General features: G+C 41.1%; 21 protein-coding genes. 18 read left to right on the top strand and 3 right to left on the bottom strand.

What is annotated here, in order from left to right; translation table 11 throughout:
* The first annotated feature begins 1 nt into the window (after nucleotide 1).
* From ribF to NH153_RS01160, 14 genes are all read left to right on the top strand, one after another.
* A complete protein-coding gene (gene ribF, locus NH153_RS01225; RefSeq protein ID WP_063700198.1) occupies nucleotides 2–928 on the top strand; it encodes a bifunctional riboflavin kinase/FAD synthetase in 927 nt (308 codons plus the stop codon).
* Nucleotides 929–953: 25 nt separating this feature from the next.
* Nucleotides 954–3,779 (top strand): isoleucine--tRNA ligase, encoded by a 2,826-nt coding sequence (gene ileS / locus NH153_RS01220; RefSeq protein ID WP_063700195.1) that lies wholly within the window; start codon nucleotides 954–956, stop codon nucleotides 3,777–3,779.
* Nucleotides 3,780–3,788: 9 nt separating this feature from the next.
* Nucleotides 3,789–4,289, top strand: coding sequence for a signal peptidase II (gene lspA / locus NH153_RS01215; protein ID WP_063700192.1), 501 nt, complete (start codon nucleotides 3,789–3,791; stop codon nucleotides 4,287–4,289).
* Nucleotides 4,286–4,726, top strand: a complete 441-nt coding sequence (fkpB, locus tag NH153_RS01210; protein ID WP_063700190.1) for an FKBP-type peptidyl-prolyl cis-trans isomerase — start codon at nucleotides 4,286–4,288, stop codon at nucleotides 4,724–4,726. Before lspA ends, fkpB begins: the two co-directional genes overlap by 4 nt.
* Nucleotides 4,726–5,655 carry a 4-hydroxy-3-methylbut-2-enyl diphosphate reductase gene (ispH, locus tag NH153_RS01205; protein WP_063700188.1) on the top strand — a complete coding sequence of 310 codons (930 nt, stop codon included), beginning with the start codon at nucleotides 4,726–4,728 and terminating at the stop codon, nucleotides 5,653–5,655. Before fkpB ends, ispH begins: the two co-directional genes overlap by 1 nt.
* 38 nt (nucleotides 5,656–5,693) lie before the next feature.
* Nucleotides 5,694–6,719 (top strand): sensor histidine kinase, encoded by a 1,026-nt coding sequence (locus NH153_RS01200; protein ID WP_063700186.1) that lies wholly within the window; start codon nucleotides 5,694–5,696, stop codon nucleotides 6,717–6,719.
* Entirely contained in the window at nucleotides 6,716–7,426 is a 711-nt protein-coding gene (locus NH153_RS01195) for a LytR/AlgR family response regulator transcription factor (RefSeq protein WP_325051034.1), read from the top strand. The genes NH153_RS01200 and NH153_RS01195 overlap by 4 nt, the downstream gene beginning before the upstream one ends.
* Nucleotides 7,427–7,606: 180 nt before the next feature.
* Complete coding sequence (gene pilV / locus NH153_RS01190; protein WP_063700184.1) at nucleotides 7,607–8,161, top strand: type IV pilus modification protein PilV; 555 nt, start codon at nucleotides 7,607–7,609, stop codon at nucleotides 8,159–8,161.
* A 1-nt stretch (nucleotide 8,162) separates the two neighbouring features.
* Nucleotides 8,163–9,152, top strand: a complete 990-nt coding sequence (locus NH153_RS01185; RefSeq protein ID WP_063700182.1) for a PilW family protein — start codon at nucleotides 8,163–8,165, stop codon at nucleotides 9,150–9,152.
* Entirely contained in the window at nucleotides 9,140–9,622 is a 483-nt protein-coding gene (locus NH153_RS01180; protein WP_058585470.1) for a pilus assembly PilX family protein, read from the top strand. Before NH153_RS01185 ends, NH153_RS01180 begins: the two co-directional genes overlap by 13 nt.
* 15 nt (nucleotides 9,623–9,637) lie before the next feature.
* Nucleotides 9,638–12,664: a PilC/PilY family type IV pilus protein gene (locus NH153_RS01175; RefSeq protein WP_063700180.1), complete on the top strand. Its 3,027-nt coding sequence runs from the start codon at nucleotides 9,638–9,640 to the stop codon at nucleotides 12,662–12,664.
* Nucleotides 12,665–13,094: 430 nt separating this feature from the next.
* Nucleotides 13,095–13,607: a pilus assembly PilX family protein gene (locus NH153_RS01170; protein ID WP_233999198.1), complete on the top strand. Its 513-nt coding sequence runs from the start codon at nucleotides 13,095–13,097 to the stop codon at nucleotides 13,605–13,607.
* Nucleotides 13,608–13,618: 11 nt separating this feature from the next.
* Entirely contained in the window at nucleotides 13,619–16,828 is a 3,210-nt protein-coding gene (locus tag NH153_RS01165) for a pilus assembly protein (protein WP_063700177.1), read from the top strand.
* Nucleotides 16,829–16,979: 151 nt separating this feature from the next.
* Nucleotides 16,980–17,405: a type IV pilin protein gene (locus tag NH153_RS01160; RefSeq protein ID WP_063700174.1), complete on the top strand. Its 426-nt coding sequence runs from the start codon at nucleotides 16,980–16,982 to the stop codon at nucleotides 17,403–17,405.
* Between the two features lie 6 nt (nucleotides 17,406–17,411).
* Here NH153_RS01160 and NH153_RS01155 read toward each other — a convergent pair whose 3' ends face one another.
* A complete protein-coding gene (locus NH153_RS01155) occupies nucleotides 17,412–17,951 on the bottom strand; it encodes a GspH/FimT family protein (protein ID WP_063700172.1) in 540 nt (179 codons plus the stop codon).
* A 72-nt stretch (nucleotides 17,952–18,023) separates the two neighbouring features.
* The gene (locus NH153_RS01150) at nucleotides 18,024–18,572 is read right to left on the bottom strand and encodes a GspH/FimT family pseudopilin (protein ID WP_063700169.1); all 549 of its coding nucleotides are present in this window, start codon (nucleotides 18,570–18,572) and stop codon (nucleotides 18,024–18,026) included.
* 138 nt (nucleotides 18,573–18,710) lie between these two features.
* Between NH153_RS01150 and NH153_RS01145 the strand changes: the two genes are divergently transcribed.
* Nucleotides 18,711–19,049: a P-II family nitrogen regulator gene (locus tag NH153_RS01145; RefSeq protein WP_054551748.1), complete on the top strand. Its 339-nt coding sequence runs from the start codon at nucleotides 18,711–18,713 to the stop codon at nucleotides 19,047–19,049.
* A gap of 58 nt (nucleotides 19,050–19,107) precedes the next feature.
* Here NH153_RS01145 and NH153_RS01140 read toward each other — a convergent pair whose 3' ends face one another.
* A complete protein-coding gene (locus NH153_RS01140) occupies nucleotides 19,108–19,866 on the bottom strand; it encodes an outer membrane protein assembly factor BamD (RefSeq protein WP_054551747.1) in 759 nt (252 codons plus the stop codon).
* A 129-nt stretch (nucleotides 19,867–19,995) separates the two neighbouring features.
* Between NH153_RS01140 and rluD the strand changes: the two genes are divergently transcribed.
* The 3 genes from rluD to clpB all read left to right on the top strand — a co-directional run bounded on the left by rluD (nucleotide 19,996) and on the right by clpB (nucleotide 24,376).
* On the top strand, nucleotides 19,996–20,973 hold the full coding sequence (gene rluD, locus NH153_RS01135) for a 23S rRNA pseudouridine(1911/1915/1917) synthase RluD (RefSeq protein WP_054551746.1): 978 nt from the start codon (nucleotides 19,996–19,998) through the stop codon (nucleotides 20,971–20,973).
* A 5-nt stretch (nucleotides 20,974–20,978) separates the two neighbouring features.
* Nucleotides 20,979–21,701, top strand: coding sequence for a peptidoglycan editing factor PgeF (pgeF, locus tag NH153_RS01130; protein WP_063700167.1), 723 nt, complete (start codon nucleotides 20,979–20,981; stop codon nucleotides 21,699–21,701).
* Nucleotides 21,702–21,799: 98 nt separating this feature from the next.
* Nucleotides 21,800–24,376 carry an ATP-dependent chaperone ClpB gene (gene clpB, locus NH153_RS01125; protein ID WP_063700164.1) on the top strand — a complete coding sequence of 859 codons (2,577 nt, stop codon included), beginning with the start codon at nucleotides 21,800–21,802 and terminating at the stop codon, nucleotides 24,374–24,376.
* Nucleotides 24,377–24,418 lie beyond the last annotated feature (42 nt).

The following is a 24,418-nucleotide window of genomic DNA, read 5'->3' as shown; positions in this document are numbered from 1 at the left end:
CATGGAGTTAATTAGAGGTATTCACAATATTCGCGCGCAGCATTATGGCTGTGTGTTGACCATTGGTAATTTTGATGGCGTGCACTTAGGTCATGCAGAAGTGATTAAAGGCTTGCTGCAAGACGCAGAAAAGCATCAATTGCCAAGTACCGTGATGTTATTTGAGCCTCAGCCACAAGAGTTTTTTGCTAAAGATAATGCACCTGCGCGTTTAACTCGACTACGTGATAAGCTCAGCTTACTAGCAAAGCTAGGTGTTGAGCGGGTGATTTGCATTAGCTTCAATCAGCAATTTGCCAATATGGAAGCAGAGCAGTTTGTCAGCCAAGTTTTGGTTGAAAAGTTAGGCGTTAAAGCGCTGACAGTAGGCGATGACTTTTGCTTTGGGAAACGTCGTCGTGGTGATTTTGCGCTATTAAAAACCATGGGCGCTGAGCTAAATATGGATGTGAAAAGTACTGCAAGTTTTCGTAGACTCAATGATAGAGTGAGCAGTACCCTTATTCGCCATGCGCTTGCTGCAGGGCAATTAGAAGATGCAAAAACCATGTTAGGCCATGGTTATGCAATTTCTGGACGTGTTATTCATGGCTGGGAAAAAGGTCGTGAGTTGGGGTTCAGAACCGCCAATATTGCGTTGAAGCGCCAAGTATGTCCTGTAAATGGTGTATTTGCAGTGCGAGCAACCGTTGGTGAAAAAGAATTATTTGGGGTTGCAAATATTGGCAACAAACCCACATTTAATGGAACACGCGCATTGTTAGAGGTTCATCTTTTCGACTTTGCGAAAGATATTTATGGACAATTTATGCACGTGGAGCTAATCAAGAAGCTTCGCGATGAGAAAAAATTCGAGACATTAACACAATTGACGGCGCAGATTGCAGATGATGTAACCGCCGCTAAACAGTGTTTTGGTTTAAATTAGGTAGCCGATACGGAAAGTAGGATTAATGAGCGACTACAAACATACTTTGAATTTACCGGAAACAGCGTTTCCAATGCGCGGCAATTTGGCACAACGTGAGCCAAACATGCTTAAAACATGGTATGAAGACGATCTTTACGGTCAAATTCGCAGCGCTAAAAAAGGTAAAAAAACCTTCATTTTGCATGACGGCCCTCCGTATGCAAACGGTGATATCCATTTAGGCCACTCGGTAAACAAAATTCTTAAAGATATTATTGTTAAGTCAAAAACCCTGTCTGACTTCGATGCACCTTACGTGCCGGGTTGGGATTGTCATGGTTTACCAATTGAATTAATGGTTGAAAAGAAAGTAGGCAAGCCGGGCGTGAAAGTGTCTGCTGCTGAGTTCCGTGAAAAGTGTCGTGAATACGCTAAAAAGCAAGTTGAAGGTCAAAAAACAGACTTTAAACGTCTAGGTGTATTTGGTGATTGGGACAAGCCTTACTTAACAATGAACTTTGACTTTGAAGCGAATGCGATTCGTGTTCTTGGTCGTATCATTAAAAATGGTCACTTACACAAAGGTGCTAAGCCTGTTCACTGGTGTACAGATTGTGGTTCAGCACTTGCTGAAGCGGAAGTTGAATATCAAGATAAACAGTCTCCAGCAATCGATGTACGCTTCGAATTTGCTGATCAAGATGCTGTAATCAATGCGTTTGAACTAGCTGAAGGCCATACAGGTACTGGTGCAGTGAGTACTGTTATCTGGACGACAACACCTTGGACACTACCTGCTAACCGTGCAGTAGCAGTTCACGAAAAGCTTGAATATGCCCTTGTTCAAATTGACGATGAAGGTGCACAGCAGCGTTTAATCTTAGGTTCTGAGCTAGTTAAAGATGCTATGGACCGTTATGGCTTTAAGCATTACCACGTACTAGGTTATGTGAAAGGTGCGGCACTTGAGAACTTACAGGTTGCTCACCCATTCTATGACTTCACAGTGCCTGTGATTGTTGCTGATCACGTTACAACTGATTCTGGTACTGGTGTTGTTCATACTGCACCTGGTCACGGTCAAGAGGATTTCGCGGCCGGTCTTGCTTATGGTTTAGAAGTGGCTAACCCAGTTGGTGCTAACGGTGTTTACTTACCTGACACACCAATGTTTGCTGGTCAGCACGTATTTAAAGCAAATGCGAGCGTTATTGACGTATTAACTGAAAACAATGCGTTATTACATCACCATGCGCTTACACATAGTTACCCACATTGTTGGCGTCACAAAACGCCAATTATCTTCCGTGCGACGCCACAGTGGTTCGTAAGTATGGACCAAGCTAACCTTCGTCAAGATTCATTAAGAGAAATCAAAAAGACTGAGTGGTTACCTGAGTGGGGCGAAAGCCGCATTGCAAACATGGTTGAAGGTCGTCCTGATTGGTGTATTTCACGTCAACGTACATGGGGTGTGCCAATTGCATTATTCGTTGATAAAGACACGGGTGCACTTCATCCGAATACACAAGAGCTTATCGAAGAAGCTGCAAAACTGGTTGAAAAATCAGGTATTCAAGCGTGGTATGACTTAGAGCCAGCAACTTTACTTGGCGATGATGCTGAGCAGTACATGAAAGTACAAGATACGTTGGATGTATGGTTTGACTCAGGTGTGACACACGCATGTGTGGTTGATGCACGTGAAGATTTAACCGGTCCTGCTGATCTTTACTTAGAAGGTTCTGATCAACACCGTGGTTGGTTTATGTCGTCAATGATGACATCGGTTGCTATCAATGGTCATGCGCCATATAAGCAAGTGCTAACACATGGTTTCACCGTTGATGAAAATGGCCGCAAGATGTCTAAATCATTAGGCAACGTAATTTCGCCACAAAACGTGATGAACAAACTAGGTGCTGACATCTTACGTTTATGGGTTGCATCAACTGATTTTACAGCTGAAATGACTGTATCTGATGAAATCTTTAAACGTTCAGCAGACCGTTATCGTCGTATTCGTAACACGAGCCGTTACTTACTTGCGAATTTAAATGGTTTTGATCCTAAAACGGATCAAGTTGCTATTGAAGACATGGTTGAGCTTGACCGTTGGATTGTGGGCCGCGCAGCTGAGCTTCAAGATGAAATCTTAGCGGCTTATGACAAGTATCAAATGCTACTTGTAACGCAAAAGCTAATGAACTTCTGTACTGGTGAGCTTGGTTCTTTCTACCTAGACGTTATTAAAGACCGTCAATACACAGCGAAAAGCGACAGTCATGCGCGTCGTTCATGTCAAACTGCGCTTTATCACATTGCCGAAGCAATGACGCGTTGGATGGCACCGATCTTAAGCTTCACCGCGCAAGAAATTTGGGAAGCATTACCAGGTGAGCGTGACAAGTTTGTATTCACTTCAGTATGGTACGATGGCTTGCAAGCCTCTTCACAAGGTAAATTCAGCAACGATGATTGGTTAACAATCCTAAACGTGCGTGATGAAGTAAACCGTGTGCTAGAAGCCGCTCGTAAAGAAGAAGTTATTGGTGCAACTCTACAAGCAAACGTAAACATTTATGCAGGTGAAGAGCTAAGCGCGAAATTAGCTGCATTAGGTGATGAACTGCGCTTTGTACTATTAACGTCAGGTGTGACAGTTGAAACTGTGACAGCACAGCCTGAAGGTACTCAAGTGACTGAGATTGATGGTTTATTCATTAAAGTTGCAGCAACAACCGCTGAAAAGTGTGAGCGTTGTTGGCACTACTGTGATGATGTAGGTGCTGATCCTGCACACCCTGAAATCTGTGGCCGTTGTGTAAGCAATGTTGACGGCGATGGTGAACAGCGTCAGTTCGCATAGGAGTTGTTTGTGAGCAAACTAGCCGGAAAAAGTGGCTTGGTTTGGTTATGGCTGAGTCTACTACTTTTAGTAGTAGACCATGCGACAAAAACACTTGTCGTTAGTACCATGGCCTACGAAGAGTCGATTGATATTCTGCCGTTTTTTAATTTCACTTATGTACATAACTATGGTGCGGCCTTTAGCTTTTTAAGTGATTCAGGTGGCTGGCAGCGCTGGTTCTTTAGTTTGATTGCAGTGTCGATCAGTGTGCTTTTAGTGTGGTGGCTGAAACGCTTGCCAGCGTCTAACAAAGTATTATGTTCTGCGTATGCGTTAGTATTAGCCGGTGCGATTGGCAACTTATACGACCGCATCGCTTATGGCTATGTCATTGACTTCCTGCATGTATATTACGAAAACTGGCACTTTCCTGTTTTTAATATTGCCGATTGTGCAATTTGTATCGGTGCCGCATTACTTTTATTTGATGCCTTCACAGGCGAAAGTCCTAAGGAGCAACGAGCATGAGCCAAGCTGTAATTGGTGAAAACTCTGAAGTGATCTTTCATTTCTCAATTAAGTTAGAAGATGGCTCAGCAGCCGATTCAACGAAGGTGCATAATAAACCTGCAAAATTGCGAATGGGTGATGGTAGCCTGACAGAAAATTTTGAAAAGTGTTTACTCGGTTTAATGGCTGGTGACAGCAAGTCATTTGCATTAGAGCCTGAAGATGCATTTGGTCAACCAAATCCAGATAACATTTATTATGTAGACCGCAGCAAGTTTGGTGCTGAGACCCCAGCTGAAGTTGGTAATATTATTGCCTTTACTCAACCTGATGGCACAGAGTTACCAGGTCTTGTTCGTGAAGTTCAAGGTGACTCAGTCACGATTGACTTTAACCACCCACTTGCCGGGCAGCGCTTAACCTTTGAAGTTGATATTTTAGAGGTAACAGGTTAATGGATATTTTATTAGCGAATCCACGCGGCTTTTGTGCTGGCGTTGACCGTGCAATTAGTATTGTGGAGCGCGCACTCGATATCTTTGAAAAGCCAATCTATGTGCGCCATGAAGTCGTTCACAATCGATATGTTGTTGATGGCTTAAAAAATCGTGGTGCTGTGTTTGTTGAAGAGCTAGATCAGGTTCCTGACGACAGCATTGTTATATTCAGTGCGCATGGTGTATCGCAAGCTGTTCGTAGTGAAGCAAAGCGTCGCGACCTTAAAGTGTTCGATGCCACGTGCCCACTGGTAACAAAAGTGCATATGGAAGTAACACGCGCAAGTCGTAAAGGCACTGAGTGCGTGTTAATTGGTCACCATGGTCATCCTGAAGTAGAAGGCACAATGGGGCAGTACGACAACGAAGCGGGTGGTATTTACTTAGTAGAAACCCCTGAAGATGTTGCTGGCCTAACGGTTAAAAACCCTGAAAACCTGTTTTACTGTAGCCAAACGACGTTATCTGTAGATGATACGGCAGATGTGATTGATGCACTTCGTACTAAGTTTCCGGCAATTGATGGCCCGCGTAAAGATGACATTTGTTATGCTACGCAGAACCGTCAAGATGCAGTCCGTGACTTAGCAGATAAAGTGGATGTGCTGCTTGTAGTAGGGGCTAAAAATAGCTCTAACTCAAATCGTTTACGTGAACTTGCTGACAAAATGGGCACCACTGCTTATTTAATTGATGATGCGAGTAATGTTGAAGCGGATTGGTTCAACAGTGTCAATGCAGTGGGTGTGACTGCAGGTGCATCTGCACCAGAAGTTTTAGTTCAACAGGTTATTACTCGTTTAAAAGAACTAGGTGGCAATCAAGTTGTTGAAAATCCTGGTGAAGAAGAGAACATAGTATTTGCCGTTCCTGTTGAGCTACGCTAATCTAAGCAAATAGTAGTCAACAGTTAAAAGAGGAGCCCATGAGCAAACAGCCAAATTCAAACGGCTTGCTGATTGCGGCTCTTTTTCAATCCCGAGGTGTCCTTGCCACCCTGATCGTCAGCCAAGTCATTGCTATTTTGCTTGCCTTCTCACCCATGAGTTTAGGTGATGTTTGGTTACGCCTTGCTATATTTAGCTGCTTTTTACATCTAATCTTTCTTTCTAGCTTGTCGATACTGTATGTGTGCCGAGCCTTACTTACAGAGCTGTCACATTCAAAGCAGCTATTTATTCTGATATTCACATTACTGGCATCAACGTATGTTTTTAGTTGGCTGTTTTTGTCAGTGTTTTCAGATGTGTTCGCTATGGAGTCGAGGGCTAACTTTATTGTCAGCAATTTACTGATCATATTTTTGGTAACGGCGCTATTCAGCCAATTTTTACTTATTCATAATCAAAAAGAGCAGCAAACTAAAGCGTTAGCGCAGGCTGAGCTTGATGCCTTACAAGCCAGAATACGCCCCCACTTTTTGTTTAATAGTTTAAACACAGCTGCTGAGCTGACACATTATGATGCTGAGGCGGCTGAACAAGCAATTTTAGCGCTGGCGGCGCTGTCACAGGCTGCTATGCGCAGTGGTAAAGCCATAAAGCTTGTTGACGAAATTACTTTGTGCCAACAGTATGTAGCCCTTGAACGTTGGCGCTATGGCGAACGCCTAGCATTAAGCTGGCAATTACCTGGCGAGTTGCCAGACATTGATATTCCGTGTTTAACAATACAGCCAATTATTGAAAATGCGGTATTTTATGGCGTCGAGCCAGCAGAACAAGGCAATATTTCTGTTGAAATGCATCAATCGGATAAAGCTTATACCTTTATTATAACGAATCCTGTAGCTGCAGAAGTGAATAACTCACGAACAGGAAATGGGATGGCACTGGATAATATCCGCCAACGTTTGGCGCTTTTCTATCAACAAAAAGCACAGCTGACGACCACAATTCGTGATGATGTATTTAGAGTGAAGCTGGTAATACCAAAGCAGAGGGATGCATGATAAAAGTTTTGATTGCCGATGATGAACCACTAGCAAGGGCACGTATAAAACGTTTATTAGCTGCGTATGAGGGTTGCACTATTGTTGGTGAAGCAAGTAATGGTGAGCAAGCAATTGAACTTTGTAAGCAACTACAGCCCGATTTAGTGATGCTTGATATTAATATGCCTAAGCAGTCTGGCCTTGAAGTGGCCGCAGAGCTAAAACAGTTTTCGATCCCGCCTGCAGTTATGTTTTTAACGGCCCATTCAGAACATGCTCTAACTGCATTTGAGCTCGCTGTTGATGGCTATTTAGTTAAACCTGTTTCTGAGCAAGCATTAGCTAAAGCAATGGCACAACTGAGTAAATTAAACCGTACTCAAGTAACTGCCCCCGAAAATAACTACATTAGTTATCAACTTGCAGGTGTAATACGACGAGTTAATGTAGATGATGTGGTTTGCTGTATCGCAGAGCAAAAATATACTCGAGTAGTGTTTTTTGAAGGTGAGGCACTTGTTGAGCAAAGTTTAAAGCAACTAGAGCAAACCTATCCGCTGCAGCTACTTAGAGTTCACCGTAATACACTTGTGAATAAGCAACATATTGTTAGCCTTAATAGCCCATCTTCAGGTGGGCATACAGTTACGATGAAGCAGTATGAAGAGCCTTTGACAGTTAGTCGCCGAGAGCTTAAAAATGTTAAAGCTGTAATGGGTAAATAATAACAATCTTCATTGCAGCATCTTATCTTCAATAATTACTTTCTTATTAGTCACTATCTAACTTTGAGCAAAGTTTAAGTACCGTTTATCGCGCATTTTGACCGCTCGTCCATATACAGATTGTTATTTATTTTTGCCGTAATATTCTTACGGTATGTAAAAGTATCTATTAACTTCATCATGATTAAACATTCTGAGCAGCAAGGCGTTACGCTTATTGAAGTACTTATTGCCTTTGTTATTTTAAGTTTTGGTTTGTTAGGTGCCGTGGCCCTGCAAGCAAAAGCGAAGCAGGCAAGCTTTGATTCTATGCAGCGTGCAGCTGCTGTAGCACTTGGTAATGACATTATCCAGCGTATGCGAGCGAACGACTCACCTGGCTTTGCAGCGTTATATAATGGCACTTTCGATAGTAATACAGCTCTAAACACAAGTTTGAGTTGCTATAACTCAGCATGTAGTGCTCAACAATTGGCAGAATTAGATAAACAACAATGGGTGCGTGCAATTCAGGCTCGTGAAAACACCGGTGCTTTAGACGATGCAACTGTGTGTATAAATAGCACCCCAGTAGCGGCAGGCAATGCGAGTGAATTTAATATTGAGGTTGTGATCAGTTGGCAAGGCCGTCAAGAGCTTAGTGCTAATAAAGATACCGCTGCAATTGATTGTGGTTCTAAAGGCGATAAGCGACGTTTGATTGTTCTACAAAGCTATATTTATTTAAGGTCTTGATATGAAAAAGCATAATGGATTTACTCTCGTCGAGATGATGGTTGCTTTATTCATCGGAGGTGTGGTGCTCGGCGGGGTGATGTTTACCTATATAAGCATGAAGTCAACGACTCGTGACACGATGACAATTGGAGAGCTACAAGAAACTGGCAGACTGGCTATGAATATCATGCAACGTGATATTGAACAGATTGGTTTTTGGGGCACGTTTTATGAAGACTCTTTCTCAGATGCAAATACAAACAGTTTAGGAAATCCCGGTAATGATTGTTCAGAAGGCCTTAATAATGGCAGCTTTCCAGATACAGCTGCAACCAGTAACTTTCGCTCCGTTTATGCAGTGCAAACAACCGGTAACTCAGCCCTTGGATGTATAAACAATGTTGAGAAAAATACAGATGTACTGCAAATTAAGTTTTTAGAAGGCTTACAAATTCAACCTGCCAATACTAGCGATAACTATTATTATTTCATCGCCGAGCAAGAGCTTGCAGAATTTCAGCGCGGCCCAATCGCGGCAGCGGCTGTAAATGGCAATGCCACGATTTGGCGCTATCGACATCATGTTTATTACATCGCCAAGCAAACTTACACCATTAATGACCAAAGAGTGTCTGTTCCTCTACTTCGACGTAAACGCTTAACTCCGGATGGGGGCATGACAACTGAAACGGTTATGGAAGGGGTAGAAAATATGCACTTTGTGTTTGGTCTTGATACTACAAATAACAGTCGTGTTGATACATATAAAAGTATCAGCCAGATGACCAACACTGATTGGGAAAATCGCCGTGGTATTTTGACAGTGCAAGTATTCTTACTTGTGAGATCGCTTTTACCAGATTCAAACCTTAAGTTGAAAAATCAAACTTATACATTGGGTGAAGACGCAAATAGCCGCGTTCTTACATTTGACGATAACTACCGACGCGCACTATTTACGACCACTATCCGCTTGAACAATGTTGGGGCAAACTTATGGCGCATTTAACTATGATGCATAAGCAACAAGGTGTTGTATTAATCGTTGCTTTGATCATGGTTATTGCGATAACCGGTATTGCTGTGACTTTGATGAGCAGCAGTAGTGTAGATATTAAAATCACAAATGCCGCTCAAGAGAGAGAAGCGGCAGAGAATGAATTAATTGGTGATGTACAAAACGTCATTGCTAATGAAGCAAAAAAATTAGGTAACAGCCGGTTTTTCTTTAGTAGAGGGCAAGTTCCTGAAACAGGCCTAGATCTAGGTAATACAAATGACACATCTAATACCATGTTTAACAAAAATGAAGGCCCTATGGCTTTAAGGTGCCCAAGACGTTTTGATGATACTGCAGGCTTAAGATGCAATATGGTTGAGATTAATTCAGTGATTGAATATGGCTCTAAAAGTAAGCATAACCTCACTATTACAACAGGGATTGCTCAAGAAATGCTGAGCTTAAATAGTGGAAATTAATGGAGTAAGGCGAGTATGAAAATGAAGTTAAACAGCCTATTTTTTATTTTTGCATGTGTATTTTGCCAAAACCTTTATGCTGAAGATATAGATCTATATGTAAATTATGACGTAGCGGAAGACGAAAAATTACGGGTCTTACTTGTTTTTGATACATCAAATAGCATGGCATTCTCTATAGAAACGGGCAAAGCCTGTAGAGATAAAGGAAAACTAATACTATGCCCTGAAGGAAGTCGTTTAGAAGTCGCACAGGAGGCGATGATTAAATTAATCAATGACAATACTGATATTGAGTTTGGTTTAATGCGGCTTATTAAAGGTACTGGTGGTTATATTGTCCATGGGATTGGAACAAATCATAATGCGATTAAAAATACTCTCAGAAATTGGGACATCACTGATCTAGAATTAGGGACCCCATTAGTTGAAACTATTACTGAAACATGGCGATACTTAATAGGAGATGACCTTTTTTTCGCGAATCTGGTTGAACCAGCTAAAAGAGATAGTTCAACAGAATCAAATGGTAAGTATATTTCTCCTTTCAAGCAGAACTTAGGTGATCCAGTACGATGCGATAATAGCGTAAATATTATATTGATGACAGACGGTGAACCTTACTATGATGTCGGTCAGGATAAATATATAGAAAACTTATATAAAAGTATTTATGGCACTTCACCTAAAAAAGTGGGTAATAGTCATTTACCCTCAATGGCAACAATTCTTCATGGTAAAGAGAATGAAAATAGGGATATATACCCTGAAACAAGTGTTGTAGATGGCGCAAATGTTTACACGATTGGTTTTGGTAAAGGCTTAGTTAAAAACGCAGGAGACATTTTACAGGCGACTGCTGATAATGGTGGCGGTAGTTATATTTTCGCAGAATCTGCAAAAGCGCTAAGTGATGCATTTGATAATGTTCTTACCGAGATTAGAGAGGTCAACTCAACTTTTTCTTCACCATCGGTAGCATCAAATAATTCAGATAAATTATCACATCGTGATGCAGTTTATTTTCCTATGTTTTTACCTTCAAACGATGCTCGGTGGCGAGGGAACCTTAAAAAGCTAAAAGTGTCTGGTGGTGTCGTAGTTGATGCCAACCTTGACTCCGCTCTTGGTAATGACGGGGCGATTTTATCAACAGCAAAAACATACTGGCAATCTAATAGCAATCTCATTGCTGATGGTGGATACGTTGAGAAAGGAGGCGTAAATGCTTATTTAGCTGAACAATCGAGTATCCCAAATAATGGCCGAAAAGTAATCACAAATTTATCGGGCGGTCGAATGCTCAATTTTACGGCTTACAGAGTCATAATCCATTATGGAAATCGATTTAAGGCTGCCGTTGATTTTGATTCAGATCCGGATGAAGTCTTTGATCTTATAAATTGGTCTCGTGGACTTGATGTTGATGATGAAGATCAGGACGGTTTAACAGACGATTCTCGTCATGATATTTTTGGTGATGTTCTGCACTCTAAGCCTGTGACGGTAGATTATGGCAACAATGATGTTCGTATTCTTATTGGGACTAATGCCGGTTATTTACATATGTTTCAGGACAAGAACGATGTTTTAAGTGAAAGCTGGGCATTTATGCCTGCGGAACTGTACTCAATTATTAAGCCATTACGCGATAAAAAGTTACACACAAAAGTGTATGGAGTGGATGGCCCAATAACCGTTTATTTTGATGACAAAAATGAAGACGGCATCGTTAATAATGATGACAGGGTATGGGCATTTTTCGGGTTACGTCGAGGTGGTAGTAGCTATTACGGTTTAGATATAACTAACCCTAATTCACCTTCTCTGATGTGGGGAGGGCCATTAAAAAGTAGTGATGGAAAATTTTTAGAACTGGCACAAACATGGTCTAAACCTCAAATTACATTTATCAACCTTAAAGGCTATGAAGATAGACCGCTATTGGTATTTGGTGCCGGCTACGACACGAATAAAGATAATTCAATCTCAGCAGATTCTAAAGGGCGAGGCTTATACATTGTCGATGCAGAAACAGGTAAACAAGTATGGGCGTTAACAAATTCAGAAGGTGGCTTTAAAGGTGAGCATAGTATAGCGTCTGACATACATTTACTCGATTCAGATTACGACGGCTACACTGACAGACTGTATGCAAGTGATACTGGCGGTGGGATCTGGCGAGTTGACTTAGCGACAAACAACCTAAAAAATTGGACGCACTTTCAACTTGCAAAATTAGGCAATAATAACCGCCGCTTTTTTTATGAGCCATATGTTTCAAGAACGTTGTTCAGTAAAGTAACAGAAACAACAATTGACGGTGAAAAAACTTACTCAAGAATTGATACTCCTTTTGATGCGGTATTGATTGGTAGTGGTGATCGTACAGATCCATTGAATTTAAAAGTCAGTGATAAGCTCTATATGATTCGAGATGTAAACACGGTAACTCGAAGCTTTGAAGAGGATGAAATTCCAGATTTAATTTGGCAATCAGATTTAATGAATGTAGATAGTGACCCGTTTGCCAAAGTGACCGACAGTTTGAAAGACTTTGTTGAATTAGAAGCTGATTTAGCTGAAAAAGATGGTTGGTTTTATAATTTAGGGTGGGGTGAAAAGGCAACTTCGAAAGCTACCGTGTTAGGGGGCGTTGCTTACTTTACTACCTATAAACCAGATACCAGTTCTTTATCGGATTCTCAGTGCTCAATTGCAGAAGGTCAAGGTTATCTTTATGCATTTCATCTTCACTATGGGACCAAAGTGTATGATTGGTTAAGAACCCCAACAGCGGCAGAACTACCAGATACACCAACTATGTATGTTGAAGATGGTGATGTGTATATATTTCCATTACCAAATAAAGACCCAAATTGTACTGAAAACTGTGAGAAAATTGAGGCTAAAGTAGTTAATGGGCCTACTCCTAGCGTTGACGAAAATGGCAATGTTCAGCTTTATGATGAGGAGCCACTTAAATTAGAAGTTCATCAAAGTTATATTTATAAGCAAGAACAAAATGATAATAGCCAGTGATTAACTGATTTGTTATTTTATTTTAATTTTAACTGAATCCTTCTTTTTCAACCCAGTTCTTCTGGGTTGATATTTTTATTTGTTTTTACTGTGCGCTGCCTTTATTTATATATTTTTTATAATGTTGTCTTGAAATATTTACAATTAACTTATTGTATATAAATCGCTTTTTACGCCTCTCTTTCCCCTGCTGTTAATTATTTGATTTTTAATGGCTTTTATTTCTTTATTCTTATCTGGTTTCTTGTTTTTAATTGGTAAATATTTTAATAAATAAGTGGAATGATATTGTATATTTATTATAATACTTATTGGTTAGCCTGAATTGGTTGTATGTTTTAAATTTAAAAACACTTTTTACCTGTCTTTTTATGCTGACTTAAATTATTACTAGGCGAAATGTAGATGAAATATCACGCGAAGGTTTGCTATGGAAAACTATCAAATTAATCAAAATGTAAAACACAGTGTTTCAAGTATGCACAAACAAAAAGGTGTTGTTTTGATTATTGCACTAATAATGGTTGTTGCGGTGACTGGTATTGCAGTGACCTTAATGAACAGCAGCAGTGTAGATATTAAAATAACGAACTCAGCGCAAGAGCGTGAAACGGCAGAAAATAGCTTAATTGGTACGGTGCAAAAAGTTATCGCTAATGAAGCTGCAGCAGGTGGCAACAGTGCTTTTTTAATGAAAGCATCTGAAATACCTGAAGGCGGTTATGGCATGGGGGATATGGATGGCGCATCTAACACTATGACAAATTTAAATAATGGTGCGCTAGATTTACCTTGCCCACGTAAATTTAACTTCACTGCTGGTGTGTCTTGTAACATGGTCCAAGTCGATACAACGATTACTTATGGCACTAAGAGTAAACATACCTTAACGATCAGCACAGGTGTTGCCCAAGAAATGGCTAGCCTAAATACGGGCGGTTAGTGGAGAAAGTGATGAATATAGAAAAAATTACTCAACGAATACTGCTATCTTCATTAGCAGTCATTAGTTTTTTGGGCCACGCCGAAGATATTGAGTTATATGTAAACCACAATGTTAACTTGGACGAAAAACCCCGAGTTCTTATAGTTTTCGATACCTCAGGTAGTATGGCATTTTCAACCAGCTCTGGTAACAGCTGTGGCTTCTCAAATGGTTTATATATCCCATGTTCAGATAGTCGCCTAGGGGTTGCACAAGACGCTATTACTAAATTGGTTGATGGTAACGATGACATCGATTTTGGCTTAATGCGTTTTAATAGCACTAATGGTGGCTATGTGCTAGCTGGCATTGGTTCACAAATATCGGCCTTGAAAACCACAATTGCGGGTCTTCCTGCCGATGGCGGGACACCACTGACCGAAACGCTATGGGAAGCTTATCTTTATATAACAGGGCAAAGTCTCTTCTACGGCGAAAAGGTTAATGCTGCTCTTCGTGATACTACAATAGAAAGAGGCACGCCTTATACAACATCAGTGCGAGTCTGCTCTGGTAAAGGTTGGAGTAAAGTTTGTTGGTACGAGCCACGTATTGAGTATACCTATTCCTATATTTCACCATTTGATAATTCAGAAGAAGTAAAACGCTGTGATAATTCAGTAAATATTATCTATATGACTGATGGTGACCCGTCGGCTGGCTCTGATAATGAACAGGACTCTAATATTAGTGCATTACACAAGTCGTACTTTGGTAGCTATTTAAGTGATGATGATAAAATTGCTGGTGTGTATTTACATAAGCTCGCAAAAGTTATTCACGGTACTGATGATGTTGAGGTGGATTTAAGGCCAACGACGACTGATATTCACGAAACAGGACGAGTTTATACCATAGGTTTTGGTAGTGGTATGAGTGATAATGGTAAGCGCTTACTATCTGAAACGGCAGCAGAAGGTGGTGGTAAGTACCTTCATGCTAATACTGCAGAACAACTTTCTGAGGCCCTTAAAAATACCATTACTCAAATTCGAGAAGTGAACGATACGTTCACGGCACCATCAATTGCAAGTAACAATGTTGACCAAACTCGTAGTCGCGAATCGATTTATTATGCGATGTTTTACCCTAAAACAGGTGCTCGTTGGCGTGGAAATCTGAAAAAGCTAAAAGTATCTGGCGACCAAATTACCGATAGAGATGGTAAGCAAGCTCTCAATGAAGATGGTTTAATTGATAAAGATGCAAAAACTTTTTGGCTGCCTAGCGGTGAGAGCGCTGATGGTAATTCAGTTGAGTTAGGTGGTGTAAACCTGTATTTATCTAACTCTTCGAGCGTGCCAAATGAAGGACGCAAAGTACTAACAAATGTCAACGGCCGCATGCTTAACTTTACCCGTTATCGGGTAGTGTTCCATTACGGAACTATAGCCAAGGCTGCCGTTGATTTTGAAGCTGATCCGGATGAAGTTGAAGACCTTATTAACTGGTCAAGAGGCCTAGATATTGATGATGAAGACAAAGATGGATCGACAACGGATTCGCGTAAAGACATCTTCGGTGATCCACTACATTCAAAACCTGTAACAATTGACTATGGTAATGATGATATCCGAGTTTTAATTGGTACTAATGCAGGATACTTGCATATGTTCCAAGATAAAAACGATGTACTGAGCGAAAGCTGGGCGTTTATCCCTCGAAGCTTGTATAAAATAATAAAGCCACTTCGTGATAACCAAGCAGATACCAAGGTTTATGGTGTTGACGGGCCAATCTCTGTATTTTTTGATGATAAAAATAGTGATGGCATTGTAAATGGATCAGACCGTGTTTGGGCATTCTTTGGCCTAAGACGCGGTGGTAATTACTACTACGGACTCGATATAACTAACCCAGACTCACCAAGTCTGCTGTGGGATCAGCCAATTGTAGGTGGCACAGGTGACTTTAAAGAATTAGGGCAAACCTGGTCTAAACCTTCAGTTACTTATGTGAATCTAGATGGTTATAAAGACAGACCTGTGCTTATTTTTGGTGCTGGTTACGATACTAACAAAGACAATGTTATTCGTACTGATGATTCTCATGGTAGAGGTATTTTTATTGTTGATGCGCAAACAGGCAAAAAAGTGTGGGCATTAACGCCGAGTGAGAATGGCTTTTTAGGAAAACATAGTATCGCGTCAGATATCAGTATCTTAGATTCTGACTATGATGGTTACATTGATAGGCTATATGCAACGGATACGGGCGGTGATGTGTGGCGTGTTGATATGCCTTCTGATAGCCCAACAGATTCAGAAAACCCATGGACACATTTTAAATTAGCAAGTTTAGGGAGTGCGCTTTCAACGCAAGATCGCCGTTTCTTCTATAAGCCTTTGATTGCTAGAACCATGTTTAGCAAAGTTTCAGAAACAACGGTTGATGGGAAGGCAGTAACTACCCGTATTGATACACCATTTGATGCTGTGCTGATAGGCAGTGGTAACCGTTCTAAACCAACCGGTACAGTCACTAATGATCAGCTGTTCATGATCCGTGATATCAATACAGTTACTCAGCCTTTTTTAGGTAATGATGTACCAGCAACCATTACACAAGCTGACTTGATGAATATGGATTCTGATCCATTTGGCAATGCACTGGACGACGTGGATAAATTTACCGATTTAGAAATTGAGTTAGGTGAGTATCATGGTTGGTATTACAACTTATCTTCTGCTGGTGAAAAATCCCTTGCAGCAAGCACTGTGATTGGCGGTGTTGCTTATTTCACCACGTATACGCCTGCTTCAGCGACAGAAACGGCTAATCAGTGCTCACTGACGGGCGGCTCAGGAAGTTTATATGCTTTCCACTTACATTACGGTACAAAGGTGTATGACAGCTTAAAATTTACCACCTCGAATGATGTGCCAGATACGCCTCAACTTTATTTTGGTGTAGGTGACAGCTGTGTAGATGGTAATAGCGATGGTTATTGTGATGACAACACCGATGAAAAGGTTAAAGAACAAAGCCAGTTTTTAACTATAGGTCCAGGTATTAAAGGTGAGCAAAACCCACTGAAAGTACAAGAGATCCAAGGCCCTGGTTTAGTCATCGAAGACGGTAAAATTAAACTAGTTAGTGATGCAGTGCCAATTGGCTTTGGTTTTAAAACACAGCAAACCTTCATCTATAAGCAAGAGATAAACGATAATAGCCAATAATGGATTAAGCGACTGCTCTGCCTTACATGTTAAGGCAGAGCATGTACTGCTATTTGAATACCCGGCTTAATTGCATAATTATTGTTAGGCATCTATGATGAGAACAATGAGAGGTAACTCCTCTAAAAACAACTATATAGGTTTTTAAACTATGAACTTTATAAGAACAAAGGATCATAATGGTTTTACGCTAATCGAGCTGATGATTACCGTAGCTATATTAGGGATTATCGCGAGCATTGCTATTCCTAGTTATTTTGAGCACGTAAAACGTACAGCGCGAACAGAGGCAATTACTTCGTTATTAGATGCAGCTAATAAACAAGAGCAATACTTTGTCGATAATCGTGAATATACAAGCGCAATTGCTGATTTAGGTGTTTCTAGTTCTACAGAAAGTAACTTTTATACGATCACTGTAGAAGTAGACAATAGTGCGGGTACATTTGCATTTAAAGCAACACCTAAATCAGGCCCACCGTTACAAGATACCGAGTGTAAAACATTATCTATATCTGATACGGGTTTAAAAACATCAACAGGGTCTGCTGATTCAAGCACATGTTGGGGTAAATAAGCTTTATCAATTATCAGTTTGGCATTTATCAGTATCAATTAACCTGACCCGTCCAATTGGACTAACGCTTATAGCAAGCCCTTTGAGGCGTGCTTTACTATATTCTGGACAATAGATAAATTTCCCGTTACCTAGCCCCATCGGCATACCTGATGGGCTAAATGTGACTGAATGACGTGGATAAGTCAGCATATCAAATTTATTAATCGCTTCGATTTCCATTAATTTGGAATCACCACTTTCAAATACACCAAGCTCACCTTTATCAACAAAAACAGTTAAAGATTTATGCCATACTTCCTTGTTGCAACGATTGTTTTTTAACGCGCAAAAGGTGACATGGGCATCATTTGTTTGCGCTTTGAGGCGAGTAAATTGAAGCGCTCTTTTTACCGTATGCATGTTGCTATCTAAACGGTTTTTGGCCAGAAGTGGCTTATATTCAAATAAGGCGAAATGCAGCAGGAGTGATAAAATTGATAACACTATTAGGCTTTCAATTAACGTCGCTCCGTTGAGGCTGCGCAGAGTTGTAAGTGCCTTCATCCTTGAAGACTCCAAAATAGCGACTGTTTATTTAACTATAATTCGAGAGTGTGGGCTGTCAATTTACAAAGCTTAATTACATACATCTGTCGTAGTGCCAATATATAAAGCAGTCCCTGAGGTAAATACTTCTAGTTGTTTGTTATTATCGTTATCGGCTTTTGAAGGGCAGTAAGTAAACGTTCCTTGACTTGACGAGAGCATACCGCTGGTATCAAAAATAATAGAATTATCACCAGTGAAATTTAACTGACTATTCTCTGGAACTTCTTCCATGACTCTTAAAATGACATCGCCTACGTTGGGGTTGTAAACACCATTTTGGTTTGAATCAAAGAACACAAAAACGCTGCCATTATCCCAATTTAATAAACAACGAGTGCGTATGTTGGTTTCAATACTGTTGGTGTTACCACTGCAAACAACAATAATTGCATCACTACTTGTTGCTTTTGCGCGTGCAAAACTGAGTGTGCGTTTTAACTCTAATAAATAGCTTTCGGCGCGGTCACTTTCTAGCATGTCAGAGCTATCCCAAAGAGCGATAACGGCAACTATACCAACAATGGCAAGCGTGACCATCAGTTCCAATAATGTAAAACCTCGTTGTAATGATTTCATTGTTGTCTCTATTTTGAATCACTTTGTTTAATAATATCATGATTGCTGATTTAATCACCGTAATTCATAGCTTTGTTTGCCATCAGCAATGGGATTGTCTAAAATCGAGGCAATCGAGAAATAATAAGTAACCCGAAAATGAAAAAAATCGAAGCAATTATTAAACCATTTAAGCTTGATGATGTACGCGAAGCATTATCGGACGTGGGCATCACAGGGATGACGGTAAGCGAAGTAAAAGGCTTTGGCCGTCAAAAAGGGCACACTGAGCTTTATCGTGGTGCTGAGTACATGGTGGACTTTTTACCTAAGGTAAAATTAGATATCGTGTTAAGCGATGAAGATGTTGACCGTGCTATCGATGTTATCGTTAAAACATCGCAAACAGGTAAAATTGGTGACGGTAAAATCTTTGTTACTGACGTTGAACGTGTTGTACGTATTCGTACTGCAGAAGAAGATGAAGACGCGATTTAATACTAATCCACAAACATTAAAAAAGGCGCCTCAGGCGCCTTTTTGCTTTTAGTCTATTTTAACGCTTATTAGCTTCACGTGTTGCTTTAGCGTGTTCACTTAGCTCAGGTAAACCAAGCTTGTTGTAGCTTTTTTCCATGATCTCAAGTGCTTGATCAAGGTAGCTACTTTGTGAGTAGTGCTCAACCACGTATTTACCACGGTTTGCTGCAGCAAGGTATGCCTCACGCTCATAGTAGTATTCAGCAACTTTTAACTCATAGCGAGCCATTTTATTCAGTAGCCACACTAAACGTTTTTTCGCTTCTGGTGCGTAGGCACTGTTAGGAAAACGTTTTAATAGCGTTGATAAGTCTGTAAATGCGACACGAGTACGGTTTGCATCTCTGTCAGCACGGTCTACTCCAAAATATTCTTGGAATGCGTTTTCATCCGCTTTGATGTTTACCAAGCCACGCATGTAGTACATGTAGTCTAAGTCTTTATGGTTTGGGTTTAAGCGAATAAAACGGTCGATTGTTGCGAGTGCTTGCTCAGTATTACCTGCTTGATAATGCGCATACACTAAGTCCATTTGTACTTGTTTTGATAAAGGACCAAAAGGGTAGCGAGAATCAATAGCGCTTAATAGCTCAATTGCACGGGCATATAAGCCAGAATCTAATGTTTGTTTTGCATCTTCATATAAAGCTTGCGCAGATTTATTAGGAACGCGTTGGATATCTTCTTGATCGGGTGCTGATGAACAGGCACCTAAACCAAGTACAGATACTGAAAAAACTATGGCGAACGCACGTTTCCCTATTTTATTTATCATTTTATTTCTTACCTTCGATGTCTTCGGCTAGGCCAAGTGAGGAAAACCGAGTAAACTATACGTATTATATTAAAGCGATTCTAACCCAGTCGAGCACAGCTTGCACTGGTAAATTGGGTAAAGTTACTAATGTCAGAGCAAATTTCTCTCCAAGCCGAGGTTCCAATTGACCTTGGCGGTAAACGTCTAGACCAAGTATTAGCGCAATTGTTCCCTGATTATTCTCGATCACGTATAAAAACGTGGATTTTGGATGATAAAATCACTGTAAACGGTGAAATATTAAACACACCGCGCGAAAAACTACTCGGTGGCGAAATGGTGAGTGTAGAAACAACCATCGAAGCCCCTCGTGAATATGAGGCACAAAATATCAAATTAAACATCGTTTATGAAGACGATGATATTTTGGTAATTAATAAACCAATGGGATTAGTCGTTCATCCAGGTGCGGGTAACCCAGATGGCACGGTATTAAATGCTTTACTGCACCATTATCCTGATATTATTAATGTACCTCGTGCGGGTATTGTGCATCGTCTAGATAAAGACACCACTGGTTTAATGGTGGTGGCGAAAACAATTCCGGCACAAACACATTTAGTGTCTGCGCTACAAAAGCGTGAAAACTTCACCCGTGAATACGAAGCAATTTGTAATGGCACAATGACTGCTGGTGGCATGGTTGAAAAACCAATTGGTCGTCATGCAACAAAGCGTACTCACATGGCCGTGCATGAAATGGGCAAACCAGCGGTTACGCATTATCGTGTTGCAGAAAAATTCCGTGCACATACACGCTTACGTTTACGTCTAGAAACAGGCCGTACTCACCAAATCCGTGTACACATGGCTTATTTAAACCACCCATTAGTTGGCGATCAACTGTATGGTGGTCGCCCACGTCCGCCTAAAGGCGCGACGCCAGAGCTGTTTCAAATGCTACGCGACTTTAAACGCCAAGCATTGCATGCTGTAAAACTATCAATTGCACACCCAATTACGGGTGAGTTAATGACCTGGCAAGCCCCTATTCCAGATGATATGGCAGCTATGACAGAAGCATTACGCGCTGATACTAAAGCAAACCCAAATATCGAGTTTTAAGCGTTATGATCACACCAGCATGGACTGCCCCAAACACTGTTAGTGCACTGAGTACGACCCGAAAGGGCGGTGTATCAGTTGCACCCTTTGATAGTTTTAATGTGGGTTTACATGTTGGTGATGATGAGCAAGCCGTGCTTGCAAATCGCGCGTTACTTACAAATCAGCTGCCAAACCCTGCTGTGTGGTTAAACCAAACACATAGCAGCGATGTAGTCGTGATTGATGAAGAGTCTGATTTAAGTCTCGTGCGCTCTGCTGATGCACTCTACACCCGTTTAGTAAAGCAGCCGCTTGCTATAATGACTGCAGACTGTTTGCCGGTACTACTTTGTTCGAGTGTAGGCGATGAAGTCGCCGCTGTACATGGTGGCTGGCGTGGTTTAGCACAAGGTATAGTGGCAAACACAGTTTCGCATTTTCAAGCGCCAGCGAGCGATATTATTGCTTGGTTAGGCCCTGCTATTGGTCCTTCGCAATTTGAAGTCGGGCAAGAAGTAAAAGACTGTTTTTGTTCGCAAAACCCACTGCATCAACAAGCCTTTACAGCTAAACATGAAAAATACTTGGCTGATATCTACTTACTAGCACGCCAGCAATTGGCACAATTAGGCGTGGTCAAAATACACGGTGGTGAGCACTGTACCGTCACTGATAAATCAAAGTTTTTCTCTTATCGACGCGATGGACAAACAGGCCGTATGGCGAGCTTGATCTGGCGCAATTAATACGCCTTTTTTTCGATTAAATTTTCTTCTTTTACTTGAACAAATCACTAAGCATACCCATTAATTAAGCAATTAGATTTTTTAATAGGTAAACCCTTATGCGTTTAGATAGATTTACAAGTAAATTTCAATCTGCGCTTTCAGATGCGCAGTCATTAGCACTTGGGCGCGATCATCAATTTATTGAGCCTGTGCATTTAATGTATTCATTGCTTCAGCAAAATGGTTCAAGTGTGCGTGCACTACTTGCACAAGCCGGTGTGAGTGCTGATGAGTTAAACACCAAGTTATCCCAAGAAATCGAAAAACTGTTTAAAGTTGAAGGTATTGGTGGTGATGTTCAGCTGTCAAATAACCTGATTTCGTTAATTAACTTGTGTGATAAGTATGCTCAAAAGCGAAAAGATAAATTCATTTCGAGTGAGTTATTTGTCCTTGCAGCGTGTGACGATAAAGGTCCATTAGGCGATATTTTTAAAGCGCTGAATATTACTTCTAGCAAAATTGAAGCGGCTATTGAGGCTATTCGTGGTGGTCAGAAGGTTGACGACCCAAATGCTGAAGAAACCCGTCAGGCATTAAAAAAATTCACCATCGATTTAACTGAACGAGCAGAGCAAGGTAAGCTTGACCCTGTTATTGGCCGTGATGACGAAATTCGTCGTACGATCCAAGTATTACAACGCCGTACTAAAAATAATCCGGTATTAATTGGTGAGCCGGGCGTAGGTAAAACAGCCATTGCCGAAGGCCTTGCGCAGCGAATTATCAATGGTGAAGTACCTGAGGGCTTAAAAAACAAGCGAGTATTATCGCTCGATTTAGGTGCGTTGGTTGCCGGTGCTAAATACCGTGGTGAATTTGAAGAGCGTTTAAAATCAGTTTTGAATGAACTTGCTAAAGAAGAAGGCCAAGTCATCCTCTTTATTGATGAAATCCATACCATGGTAGGCGCTGGTAAAACAGATGGCGCAATGGATGCGGGTAATATGTTAAAGCCTGCACTTGCTCGTGGTGAGTTACATTGCGTGGGTGCCACAACACTTGATGAGTATCGTCAATACATTGAAAAAGATGCGGCACTTGAGCGTCGCTTCCAAAAGGTGTTTGTTGATGAACCATCGGTTGAAGACACCATTGCGATTTTACGTGGCCTAAAAGAGCGTTACGAGCTACATCACTCAGTTGATATTACCGATCCGGCTATTGTTGCCGCGGCGCAGTTGTCGCACCGTTACATTAGCGATCGCCAATTACCAGACAAGGCAATTGATTTAATTGATGAAGCGGGTTCTTCAATTCGTTTGCAAATCGACTCAAAACCAGAGTCTTTAGACAAGCTTGAGCGTCGTATTATTCAGTTAAAACTGGAAGACAATGCATTGGCGAAAGAAAAAGACGAAGCGAGTCAAAAGCGCCGCACCGAAATGCAAGAACTGATCACTGAACTTGAAGCGCAATACCGCGAGCTAGACGAAGTGTGGAATGCCGAGAAGGCCTCATTGCAAGGCACGCAAGTAATTAAAGCTGAGCTTGAACAGGCGCGTCTTGATTTGGAGGTGGCACGTCGTGCCAGCGACTTACAACGTATGTCTGAGCTGCAATATGGTCGTATCCCTGAACTTGAGCGCAAACTTGACCTTGCTTCACAAGCTGAAATGCAAGAAATGAGTTTGCTTAAAAACCAAGTAGGTGAAGACGAAATAGCGGAAATTCTATCGCGCTGGACAGGTATCCCGGTATCGAAAATGCTGCAAGGTGAGCGTGAAAAGTTACTGCAAATGGAAGATCAATTACACCACAAAGTGATTGGTCAAGATGAAGCCGTTGTGGCTGTTGCGAATGCAATACGTCGCTCTCGCGCAGGACTTGCTGATCCTAATCGTCCAATCGGTTCATTCTTATTTTTAGGCCCGACAGGGGTGGGTAAAACTGAGCTGACAAAAGCATTAGCCAGCTTTATGTTTGACACCGAAGATGCCATGGTGCGCATTGATATGTCGGAGTTTATGGAGAAACACTCAGTGGCACGTTTAGTGGGTGCGCCTCCGGGTTATGTTGGCTATGAAGAAGGTGGCTATTTAACTGAAGCTGTACGCCGTCGTCCATATTCAGTCATTTTATTGGATGAAGTCGAAAAAGCGCATCCTGATGTATTTAACATCTTACTGCAAGTTCTCGATGATGGCCGTTTAACGGATGGGCAGGGGCGTACCGTTGATTTTAAAAATACGGTGATCATTATGACCTCTAACTTGGGTTCAGATATTATCCAAGAGCAAGCGGGTTCAAATGATTATGCTGGGTTAAAAGAAAAAGTGATGGGTGTATTGGTGAGCCAGTTCCGCCCTGAGTTTATTAACCGTATCGACGAAACCGTGGTATTCCATCCGCTTGCTAATGAGCACATTAAAGAAATTGCTGATATTCAGTTAAGTAAGTTACGTGAGCGATTAACGGAAAAAGGCTACATTCTTGAAGTAACGGATGCAGCGCTAAATCGCATCGCTGAAAGTGGTTTTGATCCAGTCTATGGGGCAAGGCCTTTAAAACGTGCTATTCAACATACCATTGAAAACCCATTAGCACAGCGCTTACTTGGTGGGGATTATCAACCGGGTGCTATCATCCATATTGATGCTGACGAGAATGGTCTCGTTTTCTCTAGTCGATAATTAGTATTAAAAACAAAAAGCCGCATCGGTAATGATGCGGCT

The organism is Pseudoalteromonas gelatinilytica (genome assembly GCF_001641615.1).
Classification (GTDB): Bacteria; Pseudomonadota; Gammaproteobacteria; order Enterobacterales; family Alteromonadaceae; genus Pseudoalteromonas; species Pseudoalteromonas gelatinilytica.
The sequence above is the reverse complement of the archived record's forward strand: the minus strand, read 5'-3'. Positions and strand labels throughout refer to the sequence as shown.